Annotated in this window: 16 protein-coding genes; 11 read left to right on the top strand and 5 right to left on the bottom strand. The window is 42.2% G+C overall.

The window, feature by feature from the left end:
• Nucleotides 1-12: 12 nt before the first annotated feature.
• Nucleotides 13-1299 (bottom strand): citrate synthase, encoded by a 1287-nt coding sequence (locus tag IEW93_RS10340; RefSeq protein ID WP_188739251.1) that lies wholly within the window; start codon nt 1297-1299, stop codon nt 13-15.
• 409 nt (nt 1300-1708) lie between these two features.
• Between IEW93_RS10340 and sdhC the strand changes: the two genes are divergently transcribed.
• The 9 genes from sdhC to IEW93_RS10295 all read left to right on the top strand — a co-directional run bounded on the left by sdhC (nt 1709) and on the right by IEW93_RS10295 (nt 12291).
• A complete protein-coding gene (sdhC, locus tag IEW93_RS10335) occupies nt 1709-2104 on the top strand; it encodes a succinate dehydrogenase cytochrome b556 subunit (RefSeq protein WP_188739250.1) in 396 nt (131 codons plus the stop codon).
• On the top strand, nt 2098-2445 hold the full coding sequence (sdhD, locus tag IEW93_RS10330; protein WP_160054166.1) for a succinate dehydrogenase, hydrophobic membrane anchor protein: 348 nt from the start codon (nt 2098-2100) through the stop codon (nt 2443-2445). Before sdhC ends, sdhD begins: the two co-directional genes overlap by 7 nt.
• Complete coding sequence (gene sdhA, locus IEW93_RS10325) at nt 2446-4212, top strand: succinate dehydrogenase flavoprotein subunit (protein ID WP_188739249.1); 1767 nt, start codon at nt 2446-2448, stop codon at nt 4210-4212.
• Between the two features lie 16 nt (nt 4213-4228).
• The gene (locus IEW93_RS10320) at nt 4229-4936 is read left to right on the top strand and encodes a succinate dehydrogenase iron-sulfur subunit (RefSeq protein ID WP_188739248.1); all 708 of its coding nucleotides are present in this window, start codon (nt 4229-4231) and stop codon (nt 4934-4936) included.
• A gap of 200 nt (nt 4937-5136) precedes the next feature.
• Entirely contained in the window at nt 5137-7959 is a 2823-nt protein-coding gene (gene sucA, locus IEW93_RS10315; RefSeq protein WP_188739247.1) for a 2-oxoglutarate dehydrogenase E1 component, read from the top strand.
• A gap of 28 nt (nt 7960-7987) precedes the next feature.
• Nucleotides 7988-9184: a 2-oxoglutarate dehydrogenase complex dihydrolipoyllysine-residue succinyltransferase gene (gene odhB / locus IEW93_RS10310; RefSeq protein WP_188739246.1), complete on the top strand. Its 1197-nt coding sequence runs from the start codon at nt 7988-7990 to the stop codon at nt 9182-9184.
• 75 nt (nt 9185-9259) lie between these two features.
• Nucleotides 9260-10426 (top strand): ADP-forming succinate--CoA ligase subunit beta, encoded by a 1167-nt coding sequence (gene sucC / locus IEW93_RS10305; RefSeq protein WP_188739245.1) that lies wholly within the window; start codon nt 9260-9262, stop codon nt 10424-10426.
• Nucleotides 10426-11298, top strand: a complete 873-nt coding sequence (sucD, locus tag IEW93_RS10300; RefSeq protein WP_188739244.1) for a succinate--CoA ligase subunit alpha — start codon at nt 10426-10428, stop codon at nt 11296-11298. Before sucC ends, sucD begins: the two co-directional genes overlap by 1 nt.
• A gap of 66 nt (nt 11299-11364) precedes the next feature.
• Nucleotides 11365-12291, top strand: a complete 927-nt coding sequence (locus IEW93_RS10295; RefSeq protein ID WP_188739243.1) for an AEC family transporter — start codon at nt 11365-11367, stop codon at nt 12289-12291.
• Nucleotides 12292-12352: 61 nt separating this feature from the next.
• Here the strand turns inward: IEW93_RS10295 and fur are convergent, their stop codons facing one another.
• Nucleotides 12353-12784: a ferric iron uptake transcriptional regulator gene (fur, locus tag IEW93_RS10290; RefSeq protein WP_188739279.1), complete on the bottom strand. Its 432-nt coding sequence runs from the start codon at nt 12782-12784 to the stop codon at nt 12353-12355.
• A 355-nt stretch (nt 12785-13139) separates the two neighbouring features.
• Here fur and cobB point away from each other — a divergent pair, with 355 nt between their 5' ends.
• Both cobB and IEW93_RS10280 read left to right on the top strand, forming a co-directional pair.
• Nucleotides 13140-13874, top strand: coding sequence for a Sir2 family NAD+-dependent deacetylase (cobB, locus tag IEW93_RS10285; RefSeq protein ID WP_188739242.1), 735 nt, complete (start codon nt 13140-13142; stop codon nt 13872-13874).
• Nucleotides 13875-13911: 37 nt separating this feature from the next.
• On the top strand, nt 13912-14337 hold the full coding sequence (locus IEW93_RS10280; RefSeq protein ID WP_188739241.1) for an ATP-binding protein: 426 nt from the start codon (nt 13912-13914) through the stop codon (nt 14335-14337).
• 47 nt (nt 14338-14384) lie between these two features.
• Here IEW93_RS10280 and IEW93_RS10275 read toward each other — a convergent pair whose 3' ends face one another.
• The 3 genes from IEW93_RS10275 to IEW93_RS10265 all read right to left on the bottom strand — a co-directional run bounded on the left by IEW93_RS10275 (nt 14385) and on the right by IEW93_RS10265 (nt 18616).
• Nucleotides 14385-16481: a bifunctional 2',3'-cyclic-nucleotide 2'-phosphodiesterase/3'-nucleotidase gene (locus IEW93_RS10275; protein WP_188739240.1), complete on the bottom strand. Its 2097-nt coding sequence runs from the start codon at nt 16479-16481 to the stop codon at nt 14385-14387.
• 504 nt (nt 16482-16985) lie between these two features.
• Nucleotides 16986-17381 (bottom strand): type 2 periplasmic-binding domain-containing protein, encoded by a 396-nt coding sequence (locus tag IEW93_RS10270; protein ID WP_188739239.1) that lies wholly within the window; start codon nt 17379-17381, stop codon nt 16986-16988.
• A gap of 11 nt (nt 17382-17392) precedes the next feature.
• The gene (locus IEW93_RS10265) at nt 17393-18616 is read right to left on the bottom strand and encodes a hypothetical protein (protein ID WP_188739238.1); all 1224 of its coding nucleotides are present in this window, start codon (nt 18614-18616) and stop codon (nt 17393-17395) included.
• Nucleotides 18617-18634 lie beyond the last annotated feature (18 nt).

The following is an 18634-nucleotide window of genomic DNA, read 5'->3' as shown; positions in this document are numbered from 1 at the left end:
TTAATCAGGAGATTAACGCTTATCAACGCTCACAAAATCACGCGAAGACTCACCAGTGTATAACTGACGAGGACGGCTGATTTTATGGCCTGGTTGATCTAACATTTCTTTCCAGTGAGAAATCCAACCAACAGTACGTGACAATGCAAATAGCACTGTAAACATGCTGGTAGGGATACCAATGGCTTTCATGATGATACCAGAGTAGAAGTCAACGTTAGGGTATAGCTTCTTAGAGATGAAGTACTCATCTTCAAGTGCAATACGCTCAAGTTCCATTGCTACATCTAATAATGGATCAACCACTTTCAGTTCTTTAAGGACTTCATGACAGGTTTCACGCATGACTTTAGCGCGAGGGTCGAAGTTTTTATAAACACGGTGACCAAAGCCCATTAGGCGGAATGGATCATTTTTGTCTTTCGCTTTCTCGATGAACTCAGGAATGCGATCAACGCTGCCGATTTCTTCTAGCATCTGCAGACACGCTTCGTTAGCACCGCCATGAGCAGGTCCCCATAACGAAGCAATACCTGCTGCGATACATGCAAATGGATTAGCACCTGAAGAGCCAGCTAAACGAACTGTAGATGTTGATGCATTTTGCTCGTGATCTGCGTGTAATACAAAAATACGTTCCATGGCTTGTTCAACCACTGGATTAACTTTGTATGGTTCACAAGGCGTCGCAAACATCATCGACAGGAAGTTACCCGCATAACTTAAATCGTTGCGTGGGTAAACAAAAGGTTGACCCATTGAATATTTGTAGCACATCGCTGCGATGGTCGGCATTTTCGACACTAGGCGGTAAGCTGCAATTTCGCGATGCTTTGGATTGTTCACATCAAGAGAGTCTTGATAGAAAGCAGAAAGTGCACCGGTCACACCACAAAGCATTGCCATTGGGTGTGCATCACGACGGAAGCCTCTGAAGAAGAAGGCAATTTGCTCGTGAACCATAGTGTGTTCTTTCACCGTGGCAACAAATTGTTCATATTCAGCTTTCGATGGCAAATCACCGTAAAGGAGCAAGTAGCATAAATCTAAATAAGTTGATTCAGTGGCTAGCTGTTCAATTGGGTATCCACGATGTAACAAAATACCTTTATCACCGTCGATATAGGTAATTGCTGACTCACAAGATGCAGTCGCTAAAAAACCTGGATCAAAGGTGAAATACCCTTTTTTCCCAAGTGTACTGATGTCAATAACATCAAAACCTTCAGTACCTTTTTTAATAGGCAGGTCGATTGAATCGTTTCCTGGTAACTCTAATTTGGCTATATTATCAGCCATACCCCGTTCTCCTTACGTCATTCTTATCTATGAGTGCGGCATGTTAAGCGGACATTACTGTACAGCGAATGTGGATCTCAGATCAATTTAAATAAGCGTTTAAATTTGTTAGACCATGGTATATGTCCACTGAAAACCGCACTGTGCTTGCATTAGAATAAAAAATTACTAAAAAAACTTATTTTGCATAATGTGAGGTTTGTATTTGACAATTCCCGCGAGTATACTTGCCTGCGTCCCTAAGGGAGACCAACGTCACAGTTTAGAAATGATGAATTTACGAACTAAATAGTGATTTCTCAACTGACTAGATGTTTGAGAGTAGTCTGTTTTTTGTTTAATAGTGTTGTGCCGAATGTCGACATTGTCCATTAAGCAAAGAATAGACACATAACAAAAATAATGCTCAATGGAGCTGAGTGAGCAGAACGTGAAAAAGCAAAGACCTGTCCATCTAGACCTGCAAACGATTCGCTTTCCTGCAACAGCGATCGCGTCAATCCTACACCGTATTTCCGGTGTCATCATGCTATTTGCTATTGGTATCCTTCTTTGGTTGTTAAATTCAACTTTAACATCAGCAGACGGTTTCGCTAGCGTACAATCCTTGTTTGATAGTTTCGTGATGAAGTTCATCCTCTGGGGAATTCTAACCGCGTTGGGTTATCACTTATTAGGTGGCATTCGTCATTTAATTATGGATACCGGCCGTTGGGAAGAGTTAACGTCGGGTGTCGCATCAGCTAAGGCTACGTTTGCATTAGCAGCGGTCTTATCAATCATAGCGGGGATTTGGGTATGGTAACAAACGCAGCAAGTTTTGGACGCAGTGGTGTTCATGACTATATTTTATTACGCGCAAGCGCAGTGATTCTCGCTTGTTATACTATCTTTTTAGTAGGCTTTATCGCGTGTAGTGCCCCGTTAACCTTCGAGATTTGGAGTGGCTTATTCAGCTCGCTTCCAATGAAAGTGTTTACCCTAATAACGCTGATTGCTTTACTTATCCATGCATGGATTGGTGTATGGCAAGTGTTGACTGACTATGTCAAACACACTGCGTTACGTGGTGTATTACAGTTTACCTTTGTTGTTGTCGCGTTTAGTTATTTAGCGTCAGGCATTGTAATAGTGTGGGGTGTTTAAGTGAGTATTCCAGTACGCGAATTTGATGCTATCGTAATCGGCGCTGGTGGCGCTGGTATGCGTGCAGCATTACAGATTTCTAAAGAAGGTAAAAGCTGTGCGCTTTTATCAAAAGTGTTTCCAACTCGTTCACATACCGTGTCTGCTCAAGGTGGTATCACCGTAGCATTAGGTAATGCGCACGAAGACCATTGGGAACAGCACATGTACGATACGGTTAAAGGTTCTGATTTTATCGGTGACCAAGAAGCCATTGAATTTATGTGCCAAACCGGCCCAGAAGCCATTATCGAACTTGAACAAATGGGCTTACCATTTTCTCGTTTCGATAACGGTACTATTTATCAACGTCCTTTCGGTGGTCAATCTCGTAACTTTGGTGGCGAGCAAGCAGCACGTACTGCCGCAGCGGCTGACCGTACAGGTCACGCGTTACTGCATTGTCTATATCAACAAAACGTTAAGCATAAAACAGATGTATTTTCTGAATGGTATGCATTAGATCTCGTTAAAAACGAAGATGGCGTTGTTGTGGGTTGTACCGCGATTGAAATCGAAACTGGCGAAATTGTTTACTTTAAAGCTAAAGCAACCATTTTAGCGACGGGTGGTGCAGGGCGTATTTACGCGTCAACCACTAACGCCCATATTAACACTGGCGATGGTGTTGGTATGGCTGCTCGCGCTGGTGTTCAGTTACAAGACATGGAAATGTGGCAGTTCCACCCAACGGGTATTGCTGGCGCAGGTGTGTTGGTTACTGAAGGTTGCCGTGGTGAAGGTGGATATCTGTTAAACAAAGATGGCGAACGTTTCATGGAACGTTATGCGCCAAACGCAAAAGACTTGGCGTCACGTGACGTAGTTGCGCGTTCAATGATGACAGAAATCCGTGAAGGTCGTGGTTTAGATGGTCCTTTAGGCCCACACTGCTTGCTTAAACTGGATCACCTAGGTAAAGAAACTCTAGAAGCTCGTTTACCAGGCGTTTGTGAACTATCGCGTACATTTGCGCATATCGATCCGGCTGATGGCCCGATCCCTGTATTACCAACTTGTCATTATATGATGGGTGGTTTACCGACTAAAGTTAGCGGACAGGTTATTCGTAAGAATGATGACGGCACAGAACAAGATGTACTTGGCTTGTTTGCAGTAGGTGAGATTGCCTGTGTATCAGTACATGGTGCTAACCGTTTAGGCGGTAACTCACTTCTCGATTTAGTGGTATTTGGTCGTGCAGCAGGTCAGCATTTAGGTAAAGCATTAGATGCAACACCTGATCCAAAAGCAGCGACAGACGTAGAAATTAATGCATCACTTGCCCGTCTTAACCGTTGGGAAAGCAACAAAGACGGTGAAGATCCAGCGGTTATCCGTAAAGATCTTCAATTGTGTATGCAATTAAATTTCTCTGTTTTCCGCAGTGGTGAAGCCATGGCTGAAGGTTTAGAACAGCTTCAAGCAATTCAAAAGCGTCTTGAAAATGCTAAGTTAAGCGATAACTCAAAAGAGTTTAATACTCAACGTATTGAATGCTTAGAGTTAGACAACTTAATGGCTACAGCGCTAGCGACTGCCTATGCAGCTAACTTCCGTACTGAAAGCCGCGGCGCGCATTCTCGTGAAGATTATTTAGAGCGTGATGATGATAACTGGTTATGCCATAGCTTATTTGACCCTGTCACTAGAGCAATGAGCAAGCGTGATGTCAACATGGCACCTAAATTACGTGAAGCCTTCCCACCTAAGAAACGTACCTACTAAGGCAGGAGTTGCAAAGATGAAATTAACATTTGCAGTGTATCGTTATAATCCTGATGTAGATACTAAGCCTTACATGAAGGATTACACCCTAGAAGTGCCAGACGGCTCTGATATGATGGTGTTAGATGCATTAATCAAACTGAAAGAACAAGACTCAACGCTTGCGTTTCGTCGCTCATGCCGTGAAGGTGTTTGTGGTTCTGACGGTTTAAACATGAATGGTAAAAACGGACTTGCGTGTATCACGCCATTATCGACCTTTAAAGGGAAGAAAATTGAAATCCGTCCTTTACCAGGCATGCCGGTAGTTCGTGATTTGGTTGTAGACTTAACGCAATTCTACAAGCAATACGAAAAAATTAAGCCTTATCTAATTAATGATGAAAAGGCGCCAGCTCGTGAACATTTACAATCACCTGAAGAGCGTGCTCATTTAGATGGTTTATATGAATGTATCATGTGTGCCTGCTGTTCAACTGCGTGTCCATCTTTCTGGTGGAACCCGGATAAATTTATCGGGCCAAGCGGCTTATTACATGCTTATCGCTTCTTGATTGATAGTCGTGACACGGCCACTGAAGAGCGTTTGTCTGAGTTAGACGATGCTTACAGTGTGTTCCGTTGCCACGGTATCATGAACTGTGTTGACGTTTGTCCAAAAGGATTAAACCCAACAAAAGCGATTGGCCATATTAAGTCAATGTTGCTTAAGCGAGCTGTTTAATGCACGAAGTAGAGCAACATAATATTTATTATTAGCTCTTGTAAGAGTCATCTTCATATTGGGGATGGCTCTTTTGTGTGTTTAAGAAAGACCTTCTGCAATAATCTTGTTAAGATAATTTCAGAATACGTGTGAATAACCCTGCTTATTCACTGTTATGTTTATGGCTAGCACGTGTATCAAGTTTGAAAGGAATAACAATGCACCAAGGCATCATGAAAGCCTGGCTCGATTCATCACATTTAAGTGGTGCTAACTCGACCTACGTAGAAGAGATGTATGAAGCCTATCAAGAAGATCCGCAATCGGTAACTGCTGATTGGCAGCTTGTTTTTGATAATCTCCCGCCAGTGAACGGTGCCTCAGTAGATGTGCCCGAAACCGCCCACTCTAAAGTTCGTGACTATTTTCGTAGTTTAGCCCTTGAAAGTCGTTCAAAAGGCGCAGCGCGCGTAAGCGACCCCGAGCTAGACGCAAAACAAGTTAAAGTCTTGCAACTTATTAACGCTCACCGTTTCCGTGGTCACCAAAATGCAAATCTTGATCCTTTAGGATTATGGAAGCGTGAGGCTGTTCAAGAATTAGACCCTGCTTACCACGGCTTAACGGCTGAAGACATGCAGCGCGAGTTTAATACTGGTTCGTTTGCTTTAGGCGGCGAAACCATGAAGCTTGCAGATATAATTCACGCGTTGAAAACCACCTATTGTGGTTCGATTGGCGCTGAGTATATGCACATTACCGACACTGACGAAAAACGTTGGATCCAACAACGTCTTGAGCCAACACTGGGTAAAGCAAAATACGATAACGCGGTTAAAAAACGTATTCTTGAAGGGTTGAACGCTGCTGAAGGTATGGAAAAATACCTTGGTGCTAAGTTCCCTGGGGCTAAACGTTTCTCGCTAGAAGGTGGCGATGCGTTAGTACCTATGATGCGTGAAATTATTTACCGTGCAGGCGAAGCCGGAACCAAAGAAATTGTCGTGGGTATGGCTCACCGCGGTCGATTAAACCTGTTGGTCAATATTTTAGGTAAACGTCCTGCTGAATTGTTTGACGAATTTGCTGGTAAGCATGCTGATACTCATGGTTCTGGTGATGTGAAATACCATCAAGGTTTTTCATCTGATTTTGAAACCCCAGGCGGCAATGTTCATTTAGCATTAGCCTTTAACCCATCTCACCTAGAGATCGTTAACCCAGTGGTTATTGGTTCTGTTCGCGCTCGTCAAGACCGTCGTGGTTGTAAAGATGGCTTACAAGTGATGCCAATTACCATTCACGGTGATTCGGCCATTACGGGGCAGGGCATTGTACAAGAGACGTTTAACATGTCTCAAACACGTGGTTTTACTGTGGGCGGAAGTATTCGTATCGTAGTGAACAACCAAGTGGGCTTTACTACGTCTAACCATGCTGATGTGCGTTCTACAGAATACTGTACTGACATCGCCAAAATGGTGCAGGCGCCTATTTTCCACGTTAATTCAGATGACCCAGAAGCGGTAGCGTTTATTTCTCAGCTTGCTGTCGATTATCGTAATGAATTTAAACGTGATGTTGTTATTGATTTAGTGTGTTACCGTCGTCATGGCCATAACGAAGCCGATGAGCCTAGTGCCACTCAGCCGTTAATGTACGCAAAAATCAAAAAGCATCAAACTCCTCGTAAAATTTATGCTGACAAGCTGATTGCTGAGAAAAGTATAGATGAGGAAGAAGTAACAGGCTTAATTAACCATTACCGTGACGCACTAGATGCCGGTGATTGTGTGGTAAAAGAATGGCGCCCAATGACGCTACACACGGTTGACTGGACACCTTATTTAAATCGCGAATGGGATGAAGATTACGTCAGCGAAATTCCGATGGAACGCTTACAGAATCTAGCTAATAAATTAGTCGATATTCCTCAAAACCATGCTTTACAGTCACGTGTTGCTAAAATATATAGCGACCGCGTAGCAATGGCGAAAGGCGAAAAATTATTAGATTGGGGTTTTGCAGAAACCTTAGCTTATGCTTCTATCCTTGAAGATAAAAAGCGTGTGCGTATAACAGGTCAAGACTCTGGTCGTGGTACTTTCTTCCATCGCCATGCTGTTTTGCATAATCAAAAAGATGGCACAACATATTTACCACTTCGTAATGTGGCCGAAGATCAAGCGCCAATTAACATTACCGATTCTGTGTTGTCTGAAGCATCAGTACTTGCATTTGAATATGGCTACGCAACTGCAGAGCCTGGTGGATTGACTATTTGGGAAGCTCAGTTTGGCGACTTTGTTAACTGTGCTCAAGTGGTTATCGATCAGTTCTTGTCATCAGGTGAGCAAAAATGGGGCCGTTTATGTGGTCTAACAATGCTGCTTCCTCATGGTTATGAAGGCCAAGGCCCTGAACATTCTAGTGCACGTTTAGAGCGTTTCTTGCAACTTTGTGCTAACCATAATATGCAAGTGTGTGTACCTTCAACACCTGCACAGGTTTACCACATGTTACGCCGTCAAGTGGTTCGCCCTATGCGTCGTCCATTAGTGGTAATGTCACCTAAATCTTTGCTACGTCATCCTCTTGCAGTGTCAAGTTTGGAAGAGCTGGCTGAAGGGACGTTCCAAAACATTATTGGTGAAATCGATACATTAGATGCCAGTAAAGTCGATCGCGTAGTATTTTGTAGCGGTAAAGTTTACTTTGAACTGCTCGAAAAACGCCGTAAAGAAAACATCGAAAACATCGCCATTATACGTGTTGAACAGTTGTACCCGTTCCCTGATGTGGAAATGCGTGCAGCACTAGAAGCATATCAACATGTTAAAGACTTTGTATGGTGTCAGGAAGAACCACAAAACCAGGGTGCATGGTACTGTAGTCAGCATCATTTCTGGGCTAACATTCCAGCAGGTGCGCAATTAACGTATGCCGGTCGTGAAGCGTCAGCTGCGCCAGCATGTGGTTATCCAGCATTACATGTACACCAGCAAGAATCATTAGTGAATAGCGCATTAAAACTGTCGTAATAGATAATATATATAAGGGAAGCTTTCAATGAGTATCGAAATTAAGGTACCCGTATTACCAGAATCTGTTGCTGATGCAACGATTGCTACTTGGCATGTTAAACCTGGTGAAGCGGTCACTCGCGATCAAAATTTAGTTGATATCGAGACTGATAAAGTCGTGTTAGAAGTGGTTGCACCAGAAGACGGTTCTATTTCTGAATTGTTGTTCCAAGAAGGCGACACAGTTTTAGGTGAGCAAGTAATTGCTAAGTTTGTTGCTGGTGTTGTATCTGGTCAAGAAGTGACTAAAGCTGAAGCGCAAGCTCCAGCAGCATCTGCAACTACAGAAGCGGCAAGTGATGAGTCTAACGATGCATTAAGCCCATCTGTTCGTCGTTTGATTGCCGAACACAACCTTGATGCTGCCAAAATTAAAGGCACTGGTGTTGGTGGACGCATTACTAAAGAAGACGTTGAAGCATTCGTTAAGTCTGCTCCTGCAAAATCTGCCCCAGCAGCTGCACCCGTTGCACCTCTTGAAGGCCGTAGCGAAAAACGTGTCCCTATGACTCGTTTACGTAAAACCATTGCAACACGTCTGTTAGAAGCTAAAAACTCGACAGCCATGTTAACGACGTTTAACGAAGTTAACATGAAGCCAATCATGGATATTCGTAAGCAATACCAAGATGTGTTTGAAAAACGCCACGGTATTCGTTTAGGTTTTATGTCTTTCTATATCAAAGCGGTTACAGAAGCACTTAAACGTTTCCCTGAAGTTAACGCGTCAATCGATGGTGATGATATTGTTTATCACAACTATTTCGATATCAGCATCGCAGTATCAACTCCTCGTGGCCTGGTAACACCAGTACTACGTGATACAGATACCATGAACCTAGCTGAAATTGAAAAAGCGGTTCGTGATCTTGCTATTAAAGGCCGTGACGGTAAATTATCTGTTGCTGACATGACTGGCGGTAACTTCACTGTGACTAACGGTGGTGTGTTTGGCTCACTTATGTCTACCCCTATTTTAAACCTGCCACAAAGCGCAATCTTAGGCATGCATGCCATTAAAGATCGCCCAATGGCAGTTAATGGCCAGGTTGAAATCCTGCCTATGATGTACCTAGCACTCTCTTATGACCATCGTATTGTTGATGGCCGTGAGTCAGTTGGCTTCTTAGTCGCTATTAAAGACTTCTTAGAAGATCCAACACGTCTACTACTTGATCTATAAGTCAGTAGATAAACCCTCGTCGCTGGCTCACAACGAGCCAGTTGGATTTGATTAGAAGTATATGGATAGATCATCATGAATTTGCATGAGTATCAGGCAAAATCTTTATTTGCCGAATATGGTTTACCAGTCTCTGAAGGTTTTGCATGTGATACTGCTCAAGAAGCAGTTGAAGCAGCTGGCCACATTGGCGGAAATATGTGGGTTGTTAAGTGTCAAGTACACGCTGGCGGCCGTGGTAAAGCTGGTGGCGTTAAAGTGACTGGCAACAAAGACGAAATCAGAGCATTCGCTGAAAACTGGTTAGGTAAAAACTTAGTAACATATCAGACTGACGCTAAAGGTCAGCCAGTTGCTAAAATCCTAGTTGAAAGCTGTACTGACATCGCTAACGAACTGTACCTAGGTGCAGTAGTTGACCGTAGCACTCGTCGTGTAGTGTTTATGGCGTCAACTGAAGGTGGCGTTGAAATTGAAAAAGTAGCAGAAGAGTCTCCTGAACTTATTCACACTGCTATTATCGACCCATTAACAGGTCCTCAAGCATACCAAGCACGTGATCTTGGCTTCAAGTTAGGTTTAAACCCAACTCAAATGAAGCAGTTCACTAAGATCTTTATGGGTCTAGCTAACATGTTTAACGACCATGATTTTGCGTTATTAGAAATCAACCCACTTGTTATCACCACTGAAGGTAACCTTCACTGTTTAGATGGCAAAATCGGTATCGATGGCAACGCATTATTCCGTCAACCAAAAATCAAAGCAATGCACGATCCATCTCAAGATGACGCTCGTGAAGCGCACGCTGCTAAGTTTGAATTAAACTATGTAGCATTAGATGGCAACGTAGGTTGTATGGTTAACGGTGCTGGCCTAGCAATGGGCACAATGGATATCGTAAATCTACACGGCGGCAAGCCAGCTAACTTCCTCGACGTTGGCGGCGGAGCAACAAAAGAACGTGTTGCTGAAGCATTTAAGATCATTCTTTCTGACAGCAATGTTAAAGCCGTATTGGTTAACATCTTCGGCGGTATCGTTCGTTGCGATATGATCGCTGAAGGTATTATCGGTGCAGTGAAAGAAGTGGGCGTTAAAGTGCCAGTGGTTGTTCGTCTTGAAGGTACTAACGCCGAATTAGGTCGTGAAGTATTGGCTAAGTCTGGTCTTGATATCATCGCGGCAACAAGTCTAACTGACGCGGCTGAGCAAGTTGTTAAAGCTGCGGAGGGCAAATAATGTCTGTTTTAATTAACAAAGATACCAAGGTAATCTGTCAAGGTTTCACTGGTGGTCAGGGTACTTTCCACTCTGAGCAGGCGATTGCTTATGGCACGCAAATGGTTGGTGGTGTTTCTCCAGGAAAAGGTGGTCAAACTCACCTAGGTCTTCCAGTGTTCAACACTGTTAAAGATGCGGTAGCGGCAACAGGCGCAACTGCAACTGTTATCTATGTACCAGCACCATTTTGTAAAGATGCAATCCTTGAAGCAATCGATGCTGGCCTTGAGCTAATCGTTTGTATCACTGAAGGTATCCCTACACTTGATATGCTACAAGTGAAAGTGAAGCTAGAAGAAACTGGCACTCGCATGATCGGTCCTAACTGCCCAGGTGTTATCACTCCTGGTGAATGTAAGATTGGTATTATGCCTGGTCACATTCACAAGCCAGGTAAAGTGGGTATTGTTTCACGCTCTGGTACTTTAACGTACGAAGCGGTTAAGCAAACAACTGACGAAGGTTTCGGCCAATCTACTTGTGTTGGTATTGGTGGCGACCCAATTCCTGGTACTAACTTCATCGACGTATTGGAAATGTTCCAAAACGATCCACAAACTGAAGCGATTGTTATGATCGGTGAAATCGGTGGTAACGCTGAAGAAGAAGCTGCTGAATATATTAAAGCACATGTAACTAAGCCTGTTGTATCTTACATTGCTGGTGTGACTGCACCAGAAGGTAAGCGTATGGGCCATGCTGGCGCAATTATCGCTGGCGGTAAAGGTACTGCTGCTGATAAATTTGCTGCGCTTGAAGCTGCTGGTGTAACTACTGTTCGCTCTTTAGCTGACATTGGTAAAGCATTACGCACTAAAACTGGCTGGTAATTCATTACCCAGTTGGAAAAAGGCGCTTAGGCGCCTTTTTTATTACCTTTTATATAGGTTTTATAGATGGCCATTGCGAATATTATTTTTCCGATTATGTTTATAGTTACTCTTGGCTATGGACTGACTCGTGCTGGCTTTTTTAATAAAGATCACATTGCAGGCCTGAGTAAATTTACCTTTTATGTCAGTATTCCTGCGTTTTTATTTATTAATATGTTGGCGGCACCTTTTGCTCAAAGTATTGACCCGTATTTGTTATTAGCATTTTATATTCCAGTGATATTGGTGTTTGTTATCGGCTATCAGATTAATCGACATTTTGGCGCAAACACACACAGAACCAGCGATGCTAGTGCTGTTTTTGGATTAGGTTGTAGTTATTCAAACACTGTTATTGTTGGGTTACCGGTGATTTCTGCTGCACTGGGCAAAGCAATGATTGGTTCGATATTCATGATCATTACTTTCCACAGTGCTGTCTTGTTTGCGTTAACATTCTTATTGGCTTCACGCGCTCAGCAGCATGGCTTTTCTTGGCGCAACTTTGCCCGCTCCATGGTGCTAAATCCTGTGGTGTTAAGTATTACTCTTGGGATTATAGCTAACGGTTTGAATATCAATTTAGGCCAACAACTTAATGATGGACTGTCATTATTAGCTACGCCTGCTCTTGCTTGTGCTTTATTTGTGTTAGGTGCAAATCTGAGTTTTTATCGAATTGGCGAAAACTGGCGCTTTGCTTTGGTTGCGAGCATGCTGAAAATTTTAATATTACCGGCTTTGGTTTACCTGATGGCGGATAAGGTATTTGGCTTTACTTTACAAAATACCGTCATGCTGGTCTTACTAAGTGCTTCACCCTTAGGTGTTAATGCCTATTTGATTGCGACTGAGATTAAACAATATCAATCAACGTTAGGCAGTACAGTAGTGTTATCAACCTTGTTATCAGTATTGAGCTATAGCTTATGGCTAACCTGGTTGATTTAGGGATAAACAGGAATGATAGGCAATAAAAAACCAGCTAAACAGCTGGTTTTTTACATACTGACTATTCGTCGGCGTGATCGCAAGTGTCGTTGGTGCAGTGACCATAAAGATACAAACTGTGATGAGTTAATTTGATATTGTGGCGCATGGCGATTTCGTCCTGGCGACGTTCAATTACTTCGTCAGAAAACTCAATCACTTTATCACAGGTTAAGCACACCAGATGGTCATGGTGGTGTTGCGTTGACATTTCAAATACGGCTTTGCCACTTTCAAAATGATGACGATTAAGGATCCCTGCATCGTCAAATTGGTTGAGTACGCGATATACCGTTGCTAAACCAATTTCTTCGCCGACTTCGAGAAGTTTTTTATACAAGTCTTCGGCGCTGATGTGCTGATTTTCAGGGTCTTGCATCAGTTCTAGGATTTTAACTCGCGGCAGGGTTATTTTTAATCCGGCTTTTTTTAGCGCTTGATTTCCATCTGTCATTGCTAATCTCTTGATTGCAGAACCCATCGGTTCATCGGTGGATAATATAATCATTATATGTCTTGATGTTGCAAACATAAACCTCTTAACGCGCTTTATCAACTAATATGGAGAATATTTAGTAAAACACCGACTCAAGTTGATGCAATTTGTGCGATATTGGTTAAATAACAACAGTAAACTTACTTCTACTAAGGGATTATTGCACTTACTATGGGTAAGGTTATGATGAGACTATAAGATTTACAGTTAAAAAATGTGCTAATTTGTTGTAGATTTGACTGATATCTATCCAGAAAGTGTTAATGTTAAATCATGCAATTATATAAAATATAACAACAATAAAGGACGTAACATGTACCGGCATATTGTGGTACTGACCGGCGCGGGGATTTCAGCTGAGTCAGGGATTAAAACGTTTCGAGATCAACATGGTTTGTGGGAGGAGCACCATATAGAAGATGTGGCTACTCCTGAGGGGTATGCTCGTGATATTGAGTTAGTTGAGCGTTTTTACAATACACGTTGGCAGCAATTACGTGGTGGTGATGTCGCCCCTAATGCCGCCCATGAAGCCTTGGCTAAACTTGAAGCTGAGTTTGACGGTGAGCTTTTAGTTATCACCCAAAATGTGGATGATTTACATGAGCGAGCGGGTTCACGTCGTCTTTTGCATATGCACGGTGAGCTTGCTAAGGGCCGTTGTCCGCAATCCTTACAAACGTTTATATTACGTGAGCCATTTGGTGTCGATAACTGTTGTACCTGCTGTATTCCTGCAAGGCGATTACGCCCACATATTGTATGGTTTGGTGAAATGCCTTTTGGTATGGACAGAATTCATGATGCGTTAGACAGATGTGATTTATTTATCGCTATTGGCACATCGGGTACGGTGTATCCTGCTGCAGGTTTTGTCGATTCAGCAAATCATCACGGCGCACAAACGGTTGAAGTTAACTTATTGGCGGCAGACAGGCATAGCCAGTTTCAATATCATTTTACCGGCAAAGCAGGTGAGATTATGCCAAGGTTAGTTGAGCAAATATTAGCAGGGAAGGTGATAGGTAGTGACTCAGCAGAGCAATAAAATACCAACTGCGGATTTGTCAAAAGTAGCAATTATCATGCGTGGCTTACCAGGTAGCGGAAAATCATATTGGGTTGAACAATACATTAATTCTCTAGGAATTGAGCAATCATTGCATATTCGACAATATGGCTATTTTTCTACAGATGATTATTTTATGGACAATGGTGAGTACCATTTTAATCCCAAACATTTGGCACAATTTCATCAAGCAAATCTAACGGCATTTATTAATGCTATGTCGCACGGTGAGCCTGTGGTTATTTGTGATAATACCAATGTGGCTACATGGGAGTTTATGGCGTATGAAGCCGCAGCGAGGGCATTAGGTTATCAAGTAAGAGTGGTGTTGATTGGTCAGCCCAAAGATGCTGAACATCAGCTATTGTGTGCAGAGCGTAATCGTCATCGTGTTCCGTTAGCGCATATTCAAAAAATGGGACACTTATTTGACATAGATTAGGTGATAAAAAAGGCGCGGTTAGCGCCTTTTTTGTATTTGCTTTAGATTTATTGAGCGGTAAGAGGTGTTGTTAGATCAATACTGTAAATCGCAAAGCCAGCAACAACATCGTCAGTTGTTGGTAACTTCACCATTTTACGTTGTTGATTTTCTGCAACAAATTTATCAGCAAGTTCACTGTCCTGTGTTTCAAAACGAATGTCTAATGCAACGGTAGCATTGTCGATAGTTTTAAAGTCCCAGTTATAATCAGCAGATGGATCAACCATTGCTTCATATTCGCCCGCAGCATTAGGTTGTGATTGCTCTGTAATATAAGCAGATAGCGCATCACGGTTGGTATCTGGTAGTTCAAGCACAACATGATCAGAACCAGTGCCAGCAAATGATCCACCAAACGCGCGGTAGTTATTAGATGCAACTATGAATGACATCGCGGCTAATTCGTCACCTGTAATCACAGTACCATCAGGTGCTGTGTAAGCTAAGTCCACAATTCGATTAGCATCGGCATTAACTACAACACAACTACGGTCAAATTTGCTTGGTTGCGTCACGTCAATTTTATACGTTAAGCCATCGATAACATCAAAGTTATAGGTTGGGTGACCAGCACGGTTAATCAAGTTTTGTGGTGTGCTGATTGTTGGGTCAATTTGGTTGAACTGGTTGGCCGAACATTCTAGCCAATCTTTTAGCTCTGCACCGGTCGCTTTGACTGCAACCATGGTATTTGGGTAAAGATAGAGATCAGCTGCGTTTTTGTACGATAAGTTGCCCGCAGGCACTTGTACATATTGGCTGGCATCACCTTCTGCATAGCGTCCACCTGCTTTAAACGGCGCAGAGGCAGACAAAATAGGTAAGTCTTTTAAATCATCGGTGATTAAGGCCTTTACACGGGCGATTTGAGCATTTGAGACAATTTGAACCGTAGGATCATCTTGAACCAGGGTTAAAAAGCTATACATGTCAGCAGCGGCAACACCGATAGGTTGGCTAACATAATCAATGGTACCATTGTGCTCAACTTCAATCGCATCTCTTAGACTGGCTTCACCTGTGACTAACTCTACTTTATTGGCATTGTCGTAAATAGGGCGAGCTTTAGCGGTAGATTCTTCATGGATCACAGTCCATTTTCCTTCCACTTGACGTAGTACTAAATCGACAACGCCTAGGTTATCTCCCCAGCGACCTGGCATCACGGCTGGTATACCGTTTAATATACCTTTTTCTACATCAGTGTTTGGAAGATCACTGTACGTTGCTGATGGGAACACAGAGTGGCTATGACCAAAGAAAATAGCATCAATACCGTCAACATTGGTTAATGCGTAAGTTGCGTTTTCTGCCCAAGGATCGCCAGGATTTTCACTCGAGCCAATACCAGAATGCGGTATGGCTAAAATAATATCAGCGCCTTCAGCTTTCATTTGAGGCACAAATTTATTTGCGGCCTGAACAATGCCTAATACTTCAACTTTTCCGTCTAAATTTGCTTTGTCCCATTGTAAAATCTGCGGTGGAACAAATCCGATATACCCAATTTTTATTGTGTGCTCGTTACCATCAAGGTCAGTAACGACTTTTTCTTTGATGATATAGGGAGTGAACATGTTTTCATTAAATAAAACATCATCCCAACAGCCGTTTTTGTCTGCACAAATAACGTTAGCATTAATATAAGGGAAGTTTGCGCCATCTAATGACTGTTCTAAAAAATCTAATCCATAGTTAAATTCGTGATTACCGATATTGCCTACTTCATAGTCAAGCGTATTCATCGCTTTATAAACAGGGTGAGTATCGGTAAGCATATTACTGTCGGTTTTGAATTTATTTGCAACATAATCGCCCATAGGGCTGCCTTGCAATAAATCGCCATTATCGACTAATACTGAGTTTGTGACTTCAGCACGTGCAGCATTAATTAAGCTAGCTGTGCGCACAAGACCGATGGTTTTATCTTCTTTACCAGAATAATAATTATAATCCATCATGTTTGTATGAAGATCAGTGGTTTCCATCACGCGCAGTGAAATGTCTGCAATCTCTGTGTTTTTACTGTCATTATTTGAGTTACAGCCGCCAAGCCCCATTGCACCGGCGATAACAACGGCTAATATTTTTTTGTTTAACATATGTGTCTCTCTATTTAATTGACCCCAGGGCATATTTATTGTTATTTGCCCTTACGTAGCGTTAACATTGTTTACCTATTTTGATAATAAAATGAAAACACGGTCGTGATTATAAGCATAATAAATGAATAAATTGTGATGAAACGCTAAATTAAATGGATTAATCAGTGGGCTTGCTTATTTATTAATCATTTGTGTAAGTGTTTTTTTAATTGGTTTGTTAAAACGAGTGATTAAATTATGAAATGGTTTTAATGATATGTTTTTTATTCATCATTAATGATGAATAAAAAACACAAATAAAAATCATAGAGATAGCATTTTTAATCATAAAATTGGCGTATTTATTCTGATATGTTTTGAGTGCTACAGATAATATTGTTTTTTAGATTGTTGTTATATAGAAATGTAAACGCTTACATTGTTGTAAATAAAAAACCGAGTAACATTACGGTTACTCGGTTTAATTATTTTTTACACAAATGTGCATTACGCCAAATTATTTTATGGCTTAAGGATCACTTTTACAGTGGCATCTACATCTGCTTCGTCTATATAGCCGATAGCATTGGGACTACTGGCAACAGCTGATTTCATTGCCGCAGCATTGGGTACTGTAGCCGGTGGATTACCTTTACCGGTAAATACCTGCTTTGACCAGAAGGCCTTTAACTGCGCATCTGATTTACCCGTTACAGCTTGGTGGAATTCACTGCGAGTTGCATTGCCTTCTTCAAGCTCATATACCACAACAGAAGAATCACCTTTACCTAAAAAAGCTTTTTTTGCATCACTGGCAGATAAATCTCCAGCAGCAGGATTACCAATAACGACCACAGCGGCCTGTGCTGAAATAATCGTTGAAATGCTTAGAGCTAATACACTTAGTAACGTTCTCATTTCGACACTCCTTAGAATACTGCGTCAAATTTAACGGTGTAGATCAGGGTGTCATCATAAGTGAATTTACCTGTTGTAGTATCAAGACTGTTACTGGTTAATCCGCCTGAGGTATCGCCAAATTCGTCTGCATAGGTTATGTCAAATTTAACCGCTAGGTTATCAATTGCGTCCCAGCGTAAACCAAGGCTATAAGCCATGCGTTCAGCATTAAACGCAATCATTTGAATCGCCGCTGCTTGCGATAATGGCAAACGTTCGTCATTATCTTTCGTTTCCATGTAGGCGACTGTGACATAAGGCGTAAACGCTTTAATGCGGTAGCCTAAGGTTAAATAACCTGAGTCGGTATCAGGGTAGGCTTCATTTATCTCAGAGCGAGTCCATTCAGTAATCGCAATGATTTCACCGTTATCATAACTTGCACCAACACCGACAAAAGATCCTTTTTCATCGTCGATATCAAGTACAGTATATTTTGCGGTGGTGTTAACGTTGCTGGCTAATTCAACATCAACTTCGTTGACTACAGGGCCATCTAATTGTGCTTGAGCATAAACAGCGCGCAGGGTCCAAATTTCGTCTGTCCAGCTGACGTTAGCCCCCATTAAATTACTGAGTTTTACAGCTGAGTTTTTAACGTCAGACTCGCCACCAAAAGCTTGGACGGTAAGAGTTGAGTCATCGTAATCAACATCATATGACACCCCTGCACCAGTGTAAGAAGAAAAGGGGATTGTGCCATACACTTCTTGAGGTGGACGTGAAAACGGTTGAGCATATCCAACGTCTAAATAGTCAGAATACATAAATAATGGCACCCGCAGTTTACCACCACGAACTCTAATACCGTTGTCGAAACGGTGAGCCAAATAGGCCCATTCTGCTTCTACTTCCCAGTCGTACTCTCCGCGCATCATTAGCTGTAATACAGCCTGAGTCCGGTCTGTAATATTGAACGTGCCTTGGAAACCTAATTTGCTATCTTCACTAAAATTGGCGCTAGTGTCGGCATTGTTATAGCCTGCATCATTATCAGAGCTGATATAAGCGCCGCTAATAAAGCCATTAAACTGGACTTTATCGGCAAGACTGGCATTTTGCTGAGATTGCAATGCTTGCACTTGTTGCTCTAATTTGGCAATTTTGGCATCAGCAGCTTCATCAGCCTGTGAAGTACTTGATATCATGGCAATCGACATTGCGACTGACAGTGCTTTTAGCTTAAATGTCATGTTATGACTCCTGGTAGT

It is taken from the genome of Shewanella inventionis (genome assembly GCF_014641855.1).
GTDB lineage: Bacteria > Pseudomonadota > Gammaproteobacteria > Enterobacterales > Shewanellaceae > Shewanella > Shewanella inventionis.
The sequence above is the reverse complement of the archived record's forward strand: the minus strand, read 5'-3'. Positions and strand labels throughout refer to the sequence as shown.